The sequence below is a fragment of the Shewanella frigidimarina genome, assembly GCF_003797125.1.
In the GTDB taxonomy this organism is placed as follows: Bacteria; Pseudomonadota; Gammaproteobacteria; order Enterobacterales; family Shewanellaceae; genus Shewanella; species Shewanella frigidimarina.
Genome location: NZ_RKKE01000002.1, coordinates 651524 through 668816, shown reverse-complemented (window position 1 = coordinate 668816; position 17293 = coordinate 651524). Strand labels below are relative to the sequence as shown.

The following is a 17293-nucleotide window of genomic DNA, read 5'->3' as shown; positions in this document are numbered from 1 at the left end:
AAAACCTTATTGCCATTGACGCTCATAAGCGCCCAATGTAGTGATTTGTCCTTCGGATACTTTTGCTAACGCTTGCGACCATTGTGGTTGCTCGCAAAAAGACTCGGGGCTGGCTAAATAAGTGTCGATAGCGCTACGCCAAACGTGGGTGACTTGGCTGACGTAAGCAGGGCTTCGCTGACGTCCTTCTATTTTAAGTGATTTAATTCCCGCTTGGGCGAGCTCGGGTAACAAGCTTAAGGTGTTTAAACTGGTAGGTGACTCCAATAAATACTTTGCATCATGATCGTATTCGGCAACATAACGGCCTTTACAGACCACCGGATAACCCAGTTGTTGGTTAGCTTCAGATTTATCAATTAATACATTATTGAGTCGGGTCAATTTATCGCTGCCAGAATCTTGCCAGCGCACATGGTTAGCGGGTGAGCACGAACCGCCTGTATTAGGTGATTGTCCTGTTACATATGATGATAAATGGCAGCGTCCTTCAGCCATGATGCATAAACTACCAAAAGCAAATACTTCAAGTTCAACAGGGCTCACTTTAGCTAAGTCTCGAACCTGTTTAATCGACAACACTCGTGGCAATACTGCTCGTTCGATATTAAAAGCTTGTTGATAAAATGACAGAGCCCCTAAGTTTGTGGCGCTGGCTTGTACCGATAAATGTAGCGGAAGGTGTGGATAATGCTGGTGGGCATAATCGAGTAATGATAAATCCGCTACGATGAGGGCATCCATTTCTAATTGTGCAGCTAAATCAACGGCCTGATACCAGCGGTGTTCTTCACCGGGTTTAGGAAAAGTGTTTAAGGTTAAAAATACCTTTCGCCCTTGGCTTTGGGCCAGTTTTGTCGCTTGTGCTAGTTGTACTGCAGAAAAGTTTAGTCCTGCAAACGAGCGCGCATTAGTGTCATCTTTTAGTCCGAGGTAAACCGCGTCAGCGCCAGCGTTAAGAGCGGCTTTGAGTGACGCTAAATTACCTGCAGGGCATAAGAGTTCCATGTTGGTGTTCTCATTTTTTTCAAAGAACAGGAGTGTAAATGTGATTGAGTTAACATGATTTGATTTAAAACAGGTTTCGTTAGATAAATTGCCAGTAAACTCACTTGATTATTGGTTCTATTTGCAAGTAGGTACTCTCGATGGCACAAGCATTTACACAACAATTATCGGCGCACTTGTTACATTTTGCGCCCCAAGTAAGCCGTCGCTCGCTAAACTTGATGCCGGAAGCGTTAAAAATAATCGTCATCAATAAACTGCTTAATTTAGTGTTAGCGGAACAATTGAAGGCAAATGAACTCCATTTTCTCAAACAAAAGTGGGTAGGCATTTGTGTTGATGATATTGGTTTGCGTTTTGAGGTGGGTGTCGAACAACAACTACGGGTGCGTGCTTTTACTCAGCCTGATGTGACATTAAGTGCCAATGTGCCTGAGTTAATTTTGGTTGCAGCAGGCAAAGAAGATCCCGACACGCTATTTTTTCAGCGTAAATTACGTATAGAAGGGGATACAGAGTTGGGGTTAGAGGTTAAAAATTTATTGTTGTCTATAGAGTTAGATAACTTACCCAAACCCGCTCGGATCGGCATTGAGCAACTGGCAAAAGTATTACAAACATTAACAGCCAGTGAATAGTTATGGTGTTATTTGACTCTAAAAATCGGCGCATTAAGCGCCGTTTTTGCAGATGCTAGATGTTAGATGCTAGGTACTAAATATAAGCTCTTAGTTGTTCAATCCTGAGGTTACACATTGCCCGTGAGTGCAGCGTATTTTAGTAATAGCGCATCATGTGACTCGACATGTTTAGGGTCGGGGTCGATACAATCGATAGGGCAAACAGACGCGCAAGTCGGCTTGTCGTAATGACCAACACATTCGGTGCACAATGCAGGGTCGACTTTATATACCACTTAATCCATGGCGTTAGGGTTGAAAATATCACAATCAATTGCGATATTGCTAATGATCAATGACATAAAAACATCCGCCAAACAGGTTTTAGTGGATGTTGATTTTCTGATGAGTAGCATCAAGGATTGCGAGCATTAGACGATTGCTAATGCTCGGCTACTATCAGAACTACTCTGTAGGCTGAGTTACTATATTGTGATCTAATGTGACAGCGGTTTGTGACATTAATCTGCCGTTAACCGTCGCATCTGTGTTTATGCTTATGCCTTTTTCAGCTAAGATCACACCTTCAAAATGCGCTGTGGTATCAAGTGCTACTCCCGCACTTCCGCCAACCTGCCAGAAGATATTTTTTGCCTGAGCGCCGCTTTGTAAATTAATACGACTGGCAGCTGCTTGAGTAAGGTCACCGGCTATCTGGAAAATCCACACGTCGTTGGCACTGCCTGAAAGAGTTACGTCAGTAGAGATCAACACACCTGAGCTCCACTTATATAAACCTGGCTCCAGTGTCATGCCACTGATATCACCAGCGCCTAGCTCGGTATAGTCAGGTAAGGTTCTGCCTGCTGCATCGTTATAGGCAGTGCCCATATCAAGTACCGCGTTGGCGACGAGGGTGTTATCTTCTGCGGCGCCTGCAAAACAAGTAATCGCACCGCTGCCTGTATAAGCCGCATCAGCACCATAAATAGTTCCGCTGATTTCATTACAAAACACGTTATCCATCGCTGCGGCCGTAATAGGACTTGAACCTATATTACCTGTTATAGCAGAAGCAGGGATATTGGTAATACCGGTCTTAGTTAAAATAGCAAAATCACCCGAAGTTCTTAACTTCACAGGTTCAGGTCCAATAGCGGCAACATCACTGGTGGTAAAACTCCAGCTGAAACTCGCTGCTAATAGATTCGCTGGGATCGCTAAATCGCTGATAGCAGTTGTCAAGGTTGCGGTATAAAGCGTATTGGCTGCTAAATTATCGTCTGGATTAAAAGTTGCAACTGTTCCTTGAACACTAACCACACCAGTGACAAGATTTGTTCCATCACTTAGCGTAAAGCTAGAGCCGTTTACCGTATTAGGAGAAAGTGCTTCACTAAACTCAGCAGTCATATTTCTATTTAAGGCAAAATCCTGTGCGAGGTCTACGGGGTAATTTGATACTACCTGTGGGGCAATAACATCTGGTAATGCTGAGGTAGTAAATGACCAACTAAAACCACTAGCAAGCGCTATGCCTGCTGTATTTGTTACTTCAGTGGTGATTGATGCCTGATATAGGGTGTTATGAGTAAAATCACTGCTTGGAGCAAATACGGCGGTATGACTTGTTTCATCATAAGAAACGGTGCCTAACACGGCTGTTTGGCTCGGAGCCGTTAAGGTAAAGCTGGCATCGTTAATCGTTTGCTCATTCATCGCTTCACTGAAGGTTGCAGTGATTTGTTGGTTTATCGCTACATCAATAGAAAGATTAATAGGGTTACTGGCGTTAATGACTGGCACAGTTGCCGCGTTATCGTTATCGTCATTGTTACAACCTGAGATTAAGCTCGCCATCAATATCGAGCTAGCCAATATAGTTTGGTTATAATATTTATGTGTTGTGTGCATTATTTTTATCCTTTAAAAAATTAACATCGCAATTCAAAGAATGCTCACGCCCCCCATCAGAAATTAACCGATGAATAGATGTTTCTTTGCACTGTGGATAGTTTTTGATAGCTGAAGTCACGTATATAGACAAATGTTAGATTGATAACCTTGACCATAAACAGAACGGTTACTGCTTATATCAGCACCTAAATGGGCCTCATTGCACAGTAGTGGTTAATGAGGAGACAGACTATCTGTTCCCTCATTCTTTCTATCTATTTTTGTCAACTTGGGTAAGCCGAGCTTAAAACTAGTTAGCTTTGGTTACTGCGTTAGCATCCAGAGTGACCTGATCGGTAACGGCAAATAATCGGCCTGTGACGTTAGCACCAGTCAGCACATTCACTTCTGACCAAGCAAAAACATTGCCTGAGAAGTTTGTGTTCGTTCCGATAACTGTTTTTCCGGCTGTTCTCCAATAGATATTCTTTGCTTGTGCGCCATTGATTAGCACAATGTCGCCACCTGGAGCACCAGATGTCAGGTTTCCGCCTATGGTGAAAATAAACACCGAATCAGGATCTCCTTCGCCATCAAGGGTGAGAGTGCCTGTTTGGAGGGTCACATCAGCTGCAGTTTTATAGACACCACGAGTCAGAGTCAGATTCCCCAATTCAATAGGACAAACCTGAGTCGCTGCGTTTGGGTTAGGATCTGCAGCTAGGAAGTTATATGCAATACCAAGATCCGTTCTGGACTGGTTAATAAATGCGACCATAGATGCATAAGGCACAGGAACAACATAGGGGGGAGTACTATCGTCGCCAGCATAAGACAAACCATTGGTTAATTCAGTAAATTCGCCAGCATTAACTCCTGGAGTAAATCCTGCGTAATAAGAACGTGCCTGGTCAAGAATACCTAAATCACCATCAACAATGGCAGAACCACTCGTGGTAGTAATGGCTTGTGAGGCAAGAATGGCAAAACGCGCCACTTCACCTAATTCTGGTGCCAGTGGATTGTTTGGTAGGGCAGCAGTAACATTAAGTGTTGTATCCGCAAATACTCCACTTAGTGATGCTTGAATCACCGATGAGCCTACTTCAATAGCTGTGGCACGCCCGCTATTTAGCTGTTCATTGGGATTCAATGTGGCAACTAGAGTGTCAGCTGAAGACCACATCACTGTCGAGGTAATATTTGTTGTACTACCGTCTGAATAATGCCCAGTAGCCACAAAGTTTTGGCTTGAGTTTTTAATAATGCTTGGATTAATTGGTGTTACATCAATCGAATTCAAGGTGGCATCGGTAACGGTTAAGTTAGTACTGTTTGATTGTGCACCTGAAGTTGCGGTAATAAGTGATGAGCCAGCCGCCTTGCCATTCGCAAGACCATTGACATCAATTGTAGCAACCAAGGTATCAGCAGATGACCAGGTAACCGAGGTCGAAATATCTGCTACAGATCCATCAGAATAAGTAGCGGTTGCAGCAAACTGCTTGTTCATACCTTTAACAAGGCTTAAATTGGTTGGCGATACCACTATTGAGTTCAAAGCTGCGCCGGTAATTGTTAAATTGGTACTACCGGATAAAGCACCTGAGCTTGCACTAATTAGCGATGAGCCGGTTTCGATACCACTAGCTAGTCCAGAATTATTTACTGTGGCAACTAAGGTATCTGCTGATGACCAAGTTACAGAGGCAGTAATATTAGCTAGCGAACCATCTGAATAAGTTCCTGTAGCGGTTAACTGTTTATTCGAACCTTTAACTATGGTTTGATTTCCTGGTGTTACCGCAATTGAAGTCAACGTTGTATCAGTAACTGTTACAGTAGTTGTGGCCGACAGCGCAGCTGATGTTGCGGTAATAATAGCTGAACCTGAAGTAATACCACTGACTACACCATCGGCATTTACTGTCGCAATAAGGGTATCAGCTGATGACCAGACTGCAGAGCTAGTTATGTCAACAGAGATCCCATCCGAGTAAATACCCGTAGCAGTCAACTGAAGGGTATTACCTTTAGGAATATGTGGGTTGGCAGGTGTTAACATGATTGACGTTAAGCTGGCATCAGTCACTGTCAGCAATGAAGTTGCTGATTGAGCTTGAAAATCCGCCGTAATAATAGATGAACCTATGCTAACTCCTTTAGCTGCCCCACTGGTATTCATTGTGGCAACCAGTGTATCCGCAGATGACCAGTTTGACGAAGCGGTAATATCAACAGAGATACCATCGGAATAAGTACCGATAGCAGTAAACTGCTGGGTTATGCCTTTGGCAATGCTTGGTTCAACTGGCGTTAACGCTATTGAACTCAAAATAGCATCTGTGATATTGAGTTCAGTCGTTGTTTCATCAGAACCTAACGATGCGGTAATAACCGAAGATCCAATGGCAACTCCACTAGCAAGACCACTTGCATTCACTGTGGCAACTAGCGTATTAGCCGATGACCACGTTACTGAAGTGGTAACATCTGGGGAAGTGCCATCCGAATAAGTGCCTGTGGCCATAAATTGTTTGGTCAGACCCTTAGCTAGGCTAGGGTTGACTGGTGTGATAGCCAAAGCCGTTAAGGTTGCATCAGTGATAGTTAGCGTGGTCGTTGCGGATTGCTCGTTTGATGATGAGTCTATAAGGGATGCTGTGATAGCAACTGAACCAGGGATAACTCCCATGGCTAGACCGCTGGCATTGATAGTGGCAACTGTAGAGTCATCAGATGACCAAGTTGCTGAGTTGGTGATATCAGATGATGTGCCGTCCGAATAGGTGCCCATTGCTGTGAACTGTTGCTTTAAGCCTAGTGGCATACTAGGGGTGGCAGGAGTAACCGCAATTGATGTGAGTAGCACACCGTTATTGTCGTTATTACTATTGTCGTTATTATTGTCTCCATTACACCCAGCTAAAAGGATAAACCCTAATAGCATAGCGAATACGAGATAAGTCTTTTTTATGGAATGATTCATTCTATTCTTCCTCATAACTCTGTGAAATTACATTTATTTCTCTTTCCTACTCCTGTACAAACGGCTCATGTTTTATAGCGATGAGTGTTGATAATTCTGTTCGATTTTTTTGTTGTGTTGCATCCACATTTTGAAAAAATCAGAGTACAGTTCTGGATAAGATGTCGAGAAAGCTAACTTAATTAAAGCAATTATTGTACCAAGATGTATTCTTTGGTTGGTTGTATTATTTAACCATTTAGTAACAATGGTTTATTGTTTTTTGTTGTTTTAATTGTTTATGTTTTTGTTTTTATGATGCGTCGATATATGAAAGATCTGTTATATATTGAGGGTTTAATTATCATAAGCAGTGTTATGTTGTGGTTTGCAAGAGGATATACTTAGTGGTTTTCAGCCAAGCAATGTTATATTGGCTAACTGAAAAATAACAAAATTCACGTCGAAATTGCCATCTTTATCGTCAGATAAATACACCGATATGGCAGGTTTTTTCTCTGGGTCGCCATTTCGGTTCCAGTCAAAAACCAACGTATGGTCATAGAGGTTAGTCATGAAAGGTGAGAACAAAAGAAGTCCATCAAGTTTAGCCAAGTCTGATGTCATTGAAACTTTGCTTGGCCTCAACAGTGAGGATGATGTCGATCTGTTCGAAGCAGCAATTGAAGAAGTCACTGAACGCAGACATGCAGAAGAGGCATTGTTAAATGCAGGTGCGTTGCAGCGAGCAATTTTTAATAGCGCTAACTTCTCTTGTATTGCCACTGATGCTAAAGGGGTCATCCAAATTTTTAACGTTGGTGCCGAGCGGATGCTAGGTTATTCGGCCATCGAAGTAGTGGACAACATCACCCCTGCAGAGATATCAGACCCTCAGGAGATCATCGCCCGTGCCGAGGCGCTTTCTGTAGAACTCAGTACGCCAATAGAACCTGGTTTCGACGCGCTGGTGTTTAAAGCCACACGCGGTATTGAAGACATTTACGAATTAACTTATATCCGTAAAGACGGTAGTCGCTTTCCTGCTGTTGTGTCGGTTACCGCACTACGCGACGATCAAGGTATTATCATAGGTTATCTTTTGATCGGCACAGATAACAGTGTTGGCAAGCAGGCGGAAGAAGCTTTGCTCAAAGCAGGTGCACTGCAGAAAGCCATTTTCAACAGTGCTAACTTTTCCAGTATTGCTACCGACGCTCATGGCGTTATCCAGATATTTAATGTGGGTGCCGAGCGAATGCTGGGTTATACAGCTGACGAGGTGATGAACAAGATCACACCCGCAGATATCTCCGACCCCAAAGAAGTCATCGAGCGAGCTAAAGAGCTCAGTATTGAACTGGATACTGCAATCACACCTGGTTTTGATGCGTTAGTATTCAAGGCCCGGCGCGGCATTGAGGATATCTACGAGCTAACTTACATACGCAAAGATGGCAGCCGCTTCCCGGCAGTAGTGTCAGTCACTGCTTTGCGTGATGAGCACAAGGCTATCATTGGTTATTTGTTAATCGGTACCGATAACACCGCGCGTAAACGTATCGAGGAGGAGCAAAAAGAACTCGGTCGGCGTTTGCAAGATCAACATTTCTATACCCGTAATCTGATTGAATCCAACATTGATGCTCTGACGACCACAGATCCTTCCGGTATCATTACCGATGTGAATAAACAAATGGAAGAACTTACAGGTAACAACCGTGACTCCCTTATAGGCACTCCATTCAAAGACTACTTCACCGATCCTGAGTTTGCTGCGGCTGGCATAAAAAGGGTGTTAAGTGAGAAGATAATCTCTGATTATGAATTGACCGCCCGCACCAAGAACGGTAAAGAAACCGTGGTTTCCATTAATGCGACCACCTTTTATCACCGAGACAATAAACTGCAAGGTATTTTTTATGGCGCTCGCGATGTAACTGAACGTAATCGCCTAAATCAAAAACTGCTGGAAAAAAACATCGAACTGGAAAATGCTAAAGCGGTGGCTGAGAAAGCCAATCTCGCCAAATCGGATTTTCTTTCCAGTATGAGCCATGAGCTACGCACACCACTGGGTGCGATTCTAGGTTTTGCACAGCTCATGGAATCGAGTACACCTGCGCCGCCTCCTGCTCAAAAACGCAGCATTGCTCAGATCCTCAAAGCAGGATGGTACTTGTTGGAGCTTATCAATGAAATACTCGACCTAGCACTAATCGAATCCGGCAAGCTACCCATGTCACTGGAAGCTGTTTCGCTGTCCGAAGTCATGCAAGAATGTGTGTTGATGAGTGAGCCGCAAGCTCAACTCCATGACATCAAAGTCGTCTTTACCCGATCTACGACTAAAGATTTTCTTAATGTCGATAGAACCCGACTAAAGCAGGTAATTATTAATCTGCTTTCCAATGCAATTAAATATAACCGGAAGGGCGGAAGCGTGATACTGGAACACAGCCAAAGCAGCGACGATATGATGCGGTTCAGTGTTCGAGATACAGGTGAAGGATTATCAGCTGAGCAACTTGGGCAACTTTTCCAGCCCTTTAATCGCCTCGGTCAAGAAGCCAATAATCAAGAAGGTACAGGAATCGGTCTGGTGGTTAGTAAGCGTTTGGTTGAATCTATGGGGGGAGTCATTGGCGTGCAAAGTACCGTTGGCGTGGGCAGTGTCTTCTGGTTTGAACTAAAGCGAACTGACGAACCCGTATCTAACCTTGCTGACAGCGCAATAATGGTCACGGAAACGCTACAATATGAAGATTCTGAGCGTTTGCAAACCTTACTATATGTCGAAGATAATCCGGCTAATTTGATGCTTGTTGAGAATATTATTTCTCGTCGGCCTAATTTGCGTTTTCTCAGTGCTGCGGATGCTATTCAAGGTATTGAAATGGCACATACGCATCAGCCGGATGTTATTTTGATGGACATTAATCTACCGGGAATTAGCGGCTTGATCGCATTGAAAATTCTCAGGGAAAGTCCGATAACAGCATCGATACCTGTGGTAGCTCTCAGTGCAAATGCCATTCCCCGGGACATTGAAAAAGGTTTGGATGCTGGCTTCTTTCATTATCTTACTAAACCACTGCGGATCAATGAGTTTCTGAAGACTCTGGACATAGCGCTTGAGTATGCCAATAAGTCTGCTGTAATCGCTGATGATGAGGAAAAATAATGGAAATCACTGCAAACGATATTCTTAACGCTAAGATTTTGATTGTCGATGATCAAGAGCCTAATGTGCTTCTGTTGGAGCAATTGCTACTTGAAAGCGGTTATACCATGGTAACTACAACCATGGATCCCCAGGTTGTTTGCGACCTGAACCGAATCAATAACTATGATCTGATCTTGCTTGATCTACAGATGCCAAAAATGGATGGATTTGAAGTCATGGCTGCGCTTAAGGCCGACCATAGCATGGACTATTTACCTGTGCTGGTGCTCACAGCTCAACCCAATCATAAACTGCAGGCATTACAAGCGGGCGCCAAGGATTTTATTAGTAAACCCTTTGACTTGGTCGAAGTTAAAACGCGTATTCATAATATGTTGGAAGTGCGTTTATTATATAAAAAATTGGAAAAAAATAACATCACTCTAGAAGACATTGTGCAAAAGCGTACGGTAGAGTTGACTAAAACTAACCTGCAACTTGGATTGGAAATTGAGGAACGTAAAAAGGCTGAAGCGTCACTGAGAGATACTTATACACAAATAAAGCAATTAAAGGACAAGCTTCAGGCCGAAAACACTTATCTTCAAAAGGAAGTTGCACGGCAGTTTAATTTCGACGAAATCATCGGCAGTAGTAAGCTGTTGTCGCAGGTTTTTCAAAAAGTTGAGCAAGTTGCACCAATGCATGCAACCGTGTTACTGCTTGGTGAAACAGGCACCGGTAAAGGTGTTGTGGCCCGCGCCATCCACAGCCGGAGTTCACGAAAAAAACGCCCCTTAATTACGGTGGATTGCACCACCTTGCCAGTGGCGTTGATAGAAAGCGAATTGTTTGGCCGAGAGCGTGGCGCTTTCACTGGTTCTGATAGCAAACAAATCGGTCGTTTTGAGCTTGCTGATGGCGGCACCTTATTCCTAGATGAAATTGGTGAGATGCCGCTAGAAATGCAAGCTAAACTGCTGAGGGTTATTCAAGATGGTGAATTTGAACGTCTAGGAAGTCCCCGCACTATAAAGGTCGATGTGAGAATTATTGCTGCGACTAACCGTAACCTGATAGAAGAAGTGCGTAATGGTAAGTTCCGCGAAGATCTTTATTACCGACTAAACGTATTCCCGATCACTTTGCCTCCTTTAAGGCAACGTAAGGAAGATATTTCATTATTGGTTAACCATTTTTTGATTAAATTCAACAAAAAAATAGGTAAGCAGATTGACATAATCACTCAGGATGCTCTGAATACATTGCAGCAACATCAATGGCCTGGCAATGTGCGAGAGCTGGAGAGTGCCATTGAACGAGCCGTCATCCTCAGTGAAGGGAAATCACTGCAAATACTCGATCGATTCGAAAGCTTTGATAAACTCGCTACTATCGAGGAACCTTCGATGAAAGCTCTGGTTGAGTTAGAATATGAGCATATTGTCAAAGTCTTGCAGCAGACTGGTTGGCGGATAGAAGGTAATAAAGGCGCTGCACTTATCCTCGGTCTCAATCCCAGTACTTTACGAGCGAGAATGCGCAAACAGGGTATCACTCGGCAGTAGTTCAAGGCTAAGTGGTAATACAATGAATTGTGATTCCGTCCTGTATAGGGTTATTCACAAAAACTCTTTGTGTCGTCGAGGATTTTGCATATCAGCCAGCCTCGGCTCAGTCTATGACATTTAAGGCTAGACTAAACAGAGCCTGGTGTTGAGCGTTTTTTGTATGGTATTAATAGTTGTTTATCTGTTTAACTAGCCCACAAACTTGCCCGTGAGCTTAGCGTATTTGACGAGGAGATCGTCCTGAGATTCCTTATGTGCTGGGTCTATGGCAATACAATCGATAGGACAAACTGAAATACAGGTTGGCTTGTCATAATGGCCAACACATTCGGTGCACAACGAAGGATCGATTTCATACACCTCTTCACCCATAGTAATGGCTTCGTTAGGACATTCGGGTTCGCACATATCACAATTGATACAGCTATCGTCAATGATTAGTGCCATAAAAACCTTAATTTAAGCTGGTTGATGAGGGTTTCGTGTATCCATTCCCTCAGGTAAATTACGCATTAACATGGCTTTGTCGATATTAATATCTACCGGAAGCGCTAGAAACACAAAATGGCCTGAGCCTAAAGCAGAGTCAATCGATTCGCCTTTGCGATTAATTAACGATTCAATAGTGATAACAAAATTACCTTCAGTTGTCATTATTTCAACACTGTCGCCGACGGAAAATTTATTTTTAACATCAATTTCAGCCAAACCCTCAGTATTGCGTTTACCGGTAAACTCACCAACAAATTGCTGGCTATCACTTACCGAGTGGCCATATTGATAGTTTTGATATTCGTCATGCACGTGACGACGCAAAAATCCTTCGGTATAACCTCGGTGCGCAAGTCCTTGAAGATTACTCATCAACGTACGATCAAAGTCTTTGCCAGCAGCGGCATCTTCAATGGCTTGGCGATATAATTGTGCCGTGCGCGCAACATAGTAAAAGGACTTAGTGCGACCTTCAATTTTTAATGAATCAACGCCCATTTTGGTTAAGCGATCCACATGTTGAATAGCGCGCAAATCTTTTGAATTCATAATATAAGTGCCATGTTCATCTTCAAAAGCAGGCATGTATTCGCCAGGGCGACCAGCTTCTTGCAGTAGCACTATGTCGCTACTGGGTTGGCCAGAACCCAGTGTTGGGTTTTCAAATTGAACGGTTGGGGCAACAGGGATGATATCGCCTGTATCGGTTTGCTCTGCTTGATGTACGTCGTATTTCCACCGACATGCATTGGTACAAGTCCCTTGGTTGGGATCGCGTTTATTCATGTAACCAGAGAGTAAACAACGGCCAGAATAAGCCATGCAAAGTGCGCCATGAACAAACACTTCTAATTCAATATCGGGGCAACGTTGGCGAATTTCTTCAATTTCATCCAATGATAATTCACGGGATAAAATGACTCGCTTGATGCCTTGTTGTTGCCAGAATTTAACCGATGCCCAGTTAATCGCATTCGCTTGAACCGATAAGTGAACGACTTGATCTGGAAATGTTTCGCGTACCATCATAATAAGCCCAGGATCTGACATGATCACCGCATCGGGTTTCATCGCAATCACCGGTTCCATGTCTTTAATATAGGTTTTTAGCTTGGCATTATGTGGGGCAATATTACTGACAACATACAATTTCTTACCTAGGGCGTGAGCCTCTTCAATACCGCTGGCAAGAGTCTCCATTTTGAAATCATTATTTCTAACTCGTAAGCTATAACGAGGTTGGCCTGCGTAAACGGCATCAGCACCATAAGCAAAGGCGTAACGCATATTTTTAAGCGTACCAGCGGGAGATAATAATTCAGGTTTAAACATGTTTTTCGACCTAATAGAACATTGTGTGATGAAAGGGCCGAAGCTTACTTAAGGATATTAGCGAGGACAAATATAGCCTTGGTATTTGTGAGGTTGGTTGTATTTTTATTACATCAAAGGGATTTATGACTGATAAATCAGAACAGGAAGATATAAATAATTGAGTTGTCGTCAGTTGAGTAATCGCAAACGTTATCGGTTTGGGTATATAATCCAGCATTAGAGACTATTTATTTATGGAGAACTCATGTCTACGGAACATCAACTCTTGGTTGGACTATTAAAAAAGCTCAAAGATGATGCTTTAGTTTTACCAACATTACCTGAAGTGGCCATGCGTGTTCAAGAAGTGGTGTCTCGTCAAGATTCAAGCCTTAAACAAGTAGCCGACATCATTGGGCAAGATGCCGCTATTTCAGCCCGTATTATTAAAGTCGCTAACAGTGCTTTGTATTCTCGCGGCAATAAAGCAGAAAGCATTAATGCCGCGGTGAGTCGCATTGGTTTAGTGCAAATCAAATCTATTACCACGTCAGTTGCGATGGAGCAGCTCTTTATCTCAACCAACGAAATGGTGTGGGAAGTGATGGATGAGGTATGGAAAACCTCCATTGAAGTGACGGCTTCATCTTGTGCAATGCTTGAAATGTATAACAAACGTCATCCTACTAAAAAATTAGATCGTGATACGCTTACTCTTGCTGGCTTGGTGCACAATATTGGTGCTTTACCAGTATTAACCGAGGCAGAAGTTCACCCAGAGTTGTTTGGCCGAATTGATGACCTACGCAGTTTAGTCCGTAAAATGCAGGGGCCGATTGGCCGTGCGGTATTAAAAACGTGGGACTTTGCCCCAGAGGTGATGGAAGTGGTTGAGCGTTGGGCTGATCTTCATTATTTACCTGAAAAAGTGACTTATCTCGACTTTATCCGTTCTGCGGCATTTTATACTGGCGAACTTAGAGCTGGTGAAGAGTTAGAAGAAAGGTTAGGTGTCTTCGCTCAACGTGGCTTGCCTGTTACACCAGAAGATCTAGCTAGTGATGAGTTTATTAATATGTACCATTCAATTATGCAAAGTTACGAGTAATGCTACTTTGAGTGCGTCTCACGGATATTAGTCAATGAGTTAACATTAAATGATTAATATCTAAGTGAGATGTTTTTGACGTTTAAACAACCGATGATTAAAATTGTAACATGATGAATACTTAATGAATTATTTACTAATAACAGTGTTGTTTATGATTGTGATCATGCTGTGTACCATTGCATGTCTCCATTGGCGTCAGCATCGTTTTATTAAACAATTAACTCACTCGTTAGAATTACAATTACTCAATCAAGATTCATTTAACATAGATTCCCCTTCAAAATCCTTAAAACCGCTCATTAATGTCCTTCATCATTTGCATCAATCAAGCCTATTTAGCACCGAACGAGATAAGCTAACTGGCTTAGCTAACCGTGTCGGCTTTAAACGAAAAATGTTGTCAAAAATGCCTATTTCAGAAGGTATGTTAGTGCTGGTGGATATTCGTCAATTTCGTTTTGTGAATGATTTATTTGGTTTTTTATTTGGTGACAAACTGCTGAAAGCTTTTGCCAAGCGGATAGATAACCTGAACTGTAAAGCACAGTTCATCTCACGTATGAACGGTAATGAGTTCTTGTTGTTTTTCCAGCAACCGTTGACTATCGAGCAATTGCAAACAATCAAAAATGACTTACAAAGCCCATTTGAAATTGAACAACAGCCAATCAGTATCAAAATGCAGCTCGGAGTGTTGTCGTTAAATGAGCATCATGCTGATGTCAGTTTGATGTTGCGCCGTTTAGATTTAGCACTGAAGAAAGCCAAAGCATTAAAACAGCCGATTGCTTTTTACGATCAAGATGATGATAAAGCACAATACCGAGAATTGTTGATTATTAATGGCTTACCTAAAGGGTTAAAGCAAGGTCAATTATTTATGGTATTTCAACCAAAACTAGATATAAAAAGCGGCCGATGTAAGCAGGTCGAAGCGTTAATTCGTTGGCAACATGAAGGCTTAGGATTAATTTCTCCAAATGAATTTATTCCATTAGCGGAACAGACCGGAATGATCGATATTCTGAGTAGTTGGGTGTTAGATAACGTATTGGCTCAACAAGCCAAATGGCGAAATATGGGGGTTTACGTTAATGTAGCCATTAATTTGTCATCTACTGACTTAGACAATCCAAACCTTGCAGTCGATGTCGCCACCAAACTATCCCAGTATCTGGTTCCTGCCGAAACCATTACCATTGAAATCACTGAAAGTGTGTTGATGAAATCGCTCGAGCAAACGATTGTTACCTTAAATCAATTACGTGATATTGGGGTTAAACTTGCCATTGATGATTTTGGCACTGGCCATTCTTCTTTAGCTTATTTGCGTCATTTACCTGTTGATGAAGTGAAAATTGATAAAGCCTTTTTAGATGAGTTTGAAACCTCTCACGCGGCGAAACAAATTGTGAAGACGAGTATCGAACTGGCTAAAAATTTAGGTTTTGAAGTGACGGTTGAAGGCGTTGAATCTAAGTCGGTATTAGATGCATTACATCTTTTTGGAGTCGATACCATTCAAGGTGATTACTTTGCTAAACCATCTACTGCCAGTGAGTTTGAACATCTTTATCCGCAACTTAATTATCAGCAACATAATCATCTGCAGCATAATCATTGATAATGCTAGCGTTCCAAAAATTAACTCTTCGCAAGGTAAGTTTCGTGACATTTCGTGATAAAGCGCTAAGATCCTGCGGATAAATGGGCGATTAACTCTACAGGCATAGGTGCAAGTTGACGCTTCTGGTTCATGCAGACCATTTCAATTGTAGCTGTTACTGCAGGTTTTTTAGCATTAGGACGCCATATTTGTTGTTTCCATACGGTACGATATTTACTTTCAAAATAGAATTGAGTGCGTACATCAATAATATCTGCAAACTCAACCCCATCGTGACATAACATATCGCTGCGATAAACGGCAAAACCCAATTGTTGTTGCTGCCAAAGTTGGCTGAGTACATCTGCGCCGATGACATGTTCACGCGCACGTTCGAAATACTTTAAGAAATTAGGATGATATACCACACCAGAAAAGTCAGTGTCTTCATAATAAATTTGCACTGAAAAAGAGTGAACTGGGCTGTATTGGTGCTCCACAGAGGTGTGACTCATTACACTATGACCTTATGTTTTCATTGTATTGTGGTTAATCATTTGAGGGCAGAAGCAGTTGCTGGTACTTACCTTGTTTTTGTAACGTTATCAGCCCTTTGTCGAGTAATTGGCTAATGTGCTCAGCTTGAGGGTTAAGTTTAGAAAATGCGACAAAAATTTTACTGGTATGATTATTAAACTTAGCTTTTATGTCATGGCTAACACCCATTTGTTTGATATAAACATCAGCAACAAGATCATACATAATGGCGGTATCAATTCTGCCGACCAATAACAAATTGATTAGTTGGCGCTGGTTATTCACCGTGATGACTTGCAGTTGTTGTTGTTCAATAAGCGTCGTAAATTCGTCGCCGTACTCATAACCATTCACAATACCAATAGTACTTTTTGTTGGGATCTGCCATTTATTATCCGCAATGGTAGGGTGCTCTTTAGCAAAGAAAAAAGAAGCGGTTACCGTAAACAAAGGTTCATTACCGAATATAAATCGATCAATAGTGCTTTGTTCTTTTGTCACATTAAAAACGCCATCAACTGAACCTCGCTCGGTCATAATCAAACCTCGAGCATAGGGTACAACAATAGTAGAAACGTCAACATCAACTTGTTTAAAAGCCTGTTTGATAAGGTTATGAGAAATGCCATTGCCCACTTCATCAGCAAAAGGAGGCCAACTGTCTTCTGCAGCTAAAGTGATTTTTAATGGTTCTGCCACGGTGATGGTCGAGTTAAATGTGTATATAACGCTCACTGATATGAATAGCAAGTAGATAAATAAACGAACTCGTTTGGGCATAAAAGTGTAATCAAAAGTTGTTTTTTTGTAACGTATTAACGACATATAATCCTTTATAGAAGTGTCCTGCTACGGCCCAGCAAGAATAACACTTTTGCAAATAAAGTGATATTCCCAATCATGTGAGCCCTCTCATTATTGATTTAAATAATAACAATGTAATGCGATATGAATAAGCATTTCACAGGCAATTATCTGCCTTGAAATGAATGTGTCTTTCGCAT

The 17293-nt window shown here is 42.2% G+C and carries 12 protein-coding genes and 1 pseudogene; 5 read left to right on the top strand and 8 right to left on the bottom strand.

The genetic code is table 11. From position 1 onward, the window contains the following. Nucleotides 1–6: 6 nt before the first annotated feature. On the bottom strand, nucleotides 7–1008 hold the full coding sequence (gene ubiU / locus EGC86_RS07850) for a ubiquinone anaerobic biosynthesis protein UbiU (protein WP_123777161.1): 1002 nt from the start codon (nucleotides 1006–1008) through the stop codon (nucleotides 7–9). 140 nt (nucleotides 1009–1148) lie between these two features. Here ubiU and ubiT point away from each other — a divergent pair, with 140 nt between their 5' ends. Next, nucleotides 1149–1646, top strand: coding sequence for a ubiquinone anaerobic biosynthesis accessory factor UbiT (gene ubiT, locus EGC86_RS07845; RefSeq protein WP_123777160.1), 498 nt, complete (start codon nucleotides 1149–1151; stop codon nucleotides 1644–1646). 110 nt (nucleotides 1647–1756) lie between these two features. Here ubiT and EGC86_RS07840 read toward each other — a convergent pair. The 3 genes and pseudogenes from EGC86_RS07840 to EGC86_RS07830 form a co-directional block, all read right to left on the bottom strand. Continuing rightward, a pseudogene (locus EGC86_RS07840) lies at nucleotides 1757–1990 on the bottom strand (4Fe-4S dicluster domain-containing protein). A 103-nt stretch (nucleotides 1991–2093) separates the two neighbouring features. Beyond that, nucleotides 2094–3542 carry an ice-binding family protein gene (locus tag EGC86_RS07835; protein ID WP_123777158.1) on the bottom strand — a complete coding sequence of 483 codons (1449 nt, stop codon included), beginning with the start codon at nucleotides 3540–3542 and terminating at the stop codon, nucleotides 2094–2096. 292 nt (nucleotides 3543–3834) lie between these two features. Then, a complete protein-coding gene (locus EGC86_RS07830) occupies nucleotides 3835–6513 on the bottom strand; it encodes an Ig-like domain-containing protein (protein ID WP_123777157.1) in 2679 nt (892 codons plus the stop codon). Nucleotides 6514–7066: 553 nt separating this feature from the next. Between EGC86_RS07830 and EGC86_RS07825 the strand changes: the two genes are divergently transcribed. Further along, a complete protein-coding gene (locus EGC86_RS07825; protein ID WP_123777156.1) occupies nucleotides 7067–9676 on the top strand; it encodes a PAS domain-containing hybrid sensor histidine kinase/response regulator in 2610 nt (869 codons plus the stop codon). Next, entirely contained in the window at nucleotides 9676–11226 is a 1551-nt protein-coding gene (locus tag EGC86_RS07820; protein ID WP_011636494.1) for a sigma-54-dependent transcriptional regulator, read from the top strand. The genes EGC86_RS07825 and EGC86_RS07820 overlap by 1 nt, the downstream gene beginning before the upstream one ends. A gap of 192 nt (nucleotides 11227–11418) precedes the next feature. On the opposite strand, the gene EGC86_RS07815 is transcribed toward EGC86_RS07820, so the two are convergent. Continuing rightward, a complete protein-coding gene (locus EGC86_RS07815) occupies nucleotides 11419–11676 on the bottom strand; it encodes a YfhL family 4Fe-4S dicluster ferredoxin (RefSeq protein WP_123777155.1) in 258 nt (85 codons plus the stop codon). A gap of 12 nt (nucleotides 11677–11688) precedes the next feature. Beyond that, the gene (gene trhP / locus EGC86_RS07810; RefSeq protein WP_123777154.1) at nucleotides 11689–13053 is read right to left on the bottom strand and encodes a prephenate-dependent tRNA uridine(34) hydroxylase TrhP; all 1365 of its coding nucleotides are present in this window, start codon (nucleotides 13051–13053) and stop codon (nucleotides 11689–11691) included. A 247-nt stretch (nucleotides 13054–13300) separates the two neighbouring features. Between trhP and EGC86_RS07805 the strand changes: the two genes are divergently transcribed. Together EGC86_RS07805 and EGC86_RS07800 are read left to right on the top strand one after the other, a co-directional pair. Further along, entirely contained in the window at nucleotides 13301–14143 is an 843-nt protein-coding gene (locus tag EGC86_RS07805) for an HDOD domain-containing protein (RefSeq protein WP_011636497.1), read from the top strand. A gap of 124 nt (nucleotides 14144–14267) precedes the next feature. Further along, nucleotides 14268–15770, top strand: a complete 1503-nt coding sequence (locus EGC86_RS07800; protein ID WP_123777153.1) for a putative bifunctional diguanylate cyclase/phosphodiesterase — start codon at nucleotides 14268–14270, stop codon at nucleotides 15768–15770. A 65-nt stretch (nucleotides 15771–15835) separates the two neighbouring features. On the opposite strand, the gene EGC86_RS07795 is transcribed toward EGC86_RS07800, so the two are convergent. Continuing rightward, the gene (locus EGC86_RS07795; RefSeq protein WP_123777152.1) at nucleotides 15836–16267 is read right to left on the bottom strand and encodes an acyl-CoA thioesterase; all 432 of its coding nucleotides are present in this window, start codon (nucleotides 16265–16267) and stop codon (nucleotides 15836–15838) included. Nucleotides 16268–16301: 34 nt separating this feature from the next. Next, nucleotides 16302–17114, bottom strand: coding sequence for a substrate-binding periplasmic protein (locus EGC86_RS07790; RefSeq protein ID WP_123777151.1), 813 nt, complete (start codon nucleotides 17112–17114; stop codon nucleotides 16302–16304). Nucleotides 17115–17293 lie beyond the last annotated feature (179 nt).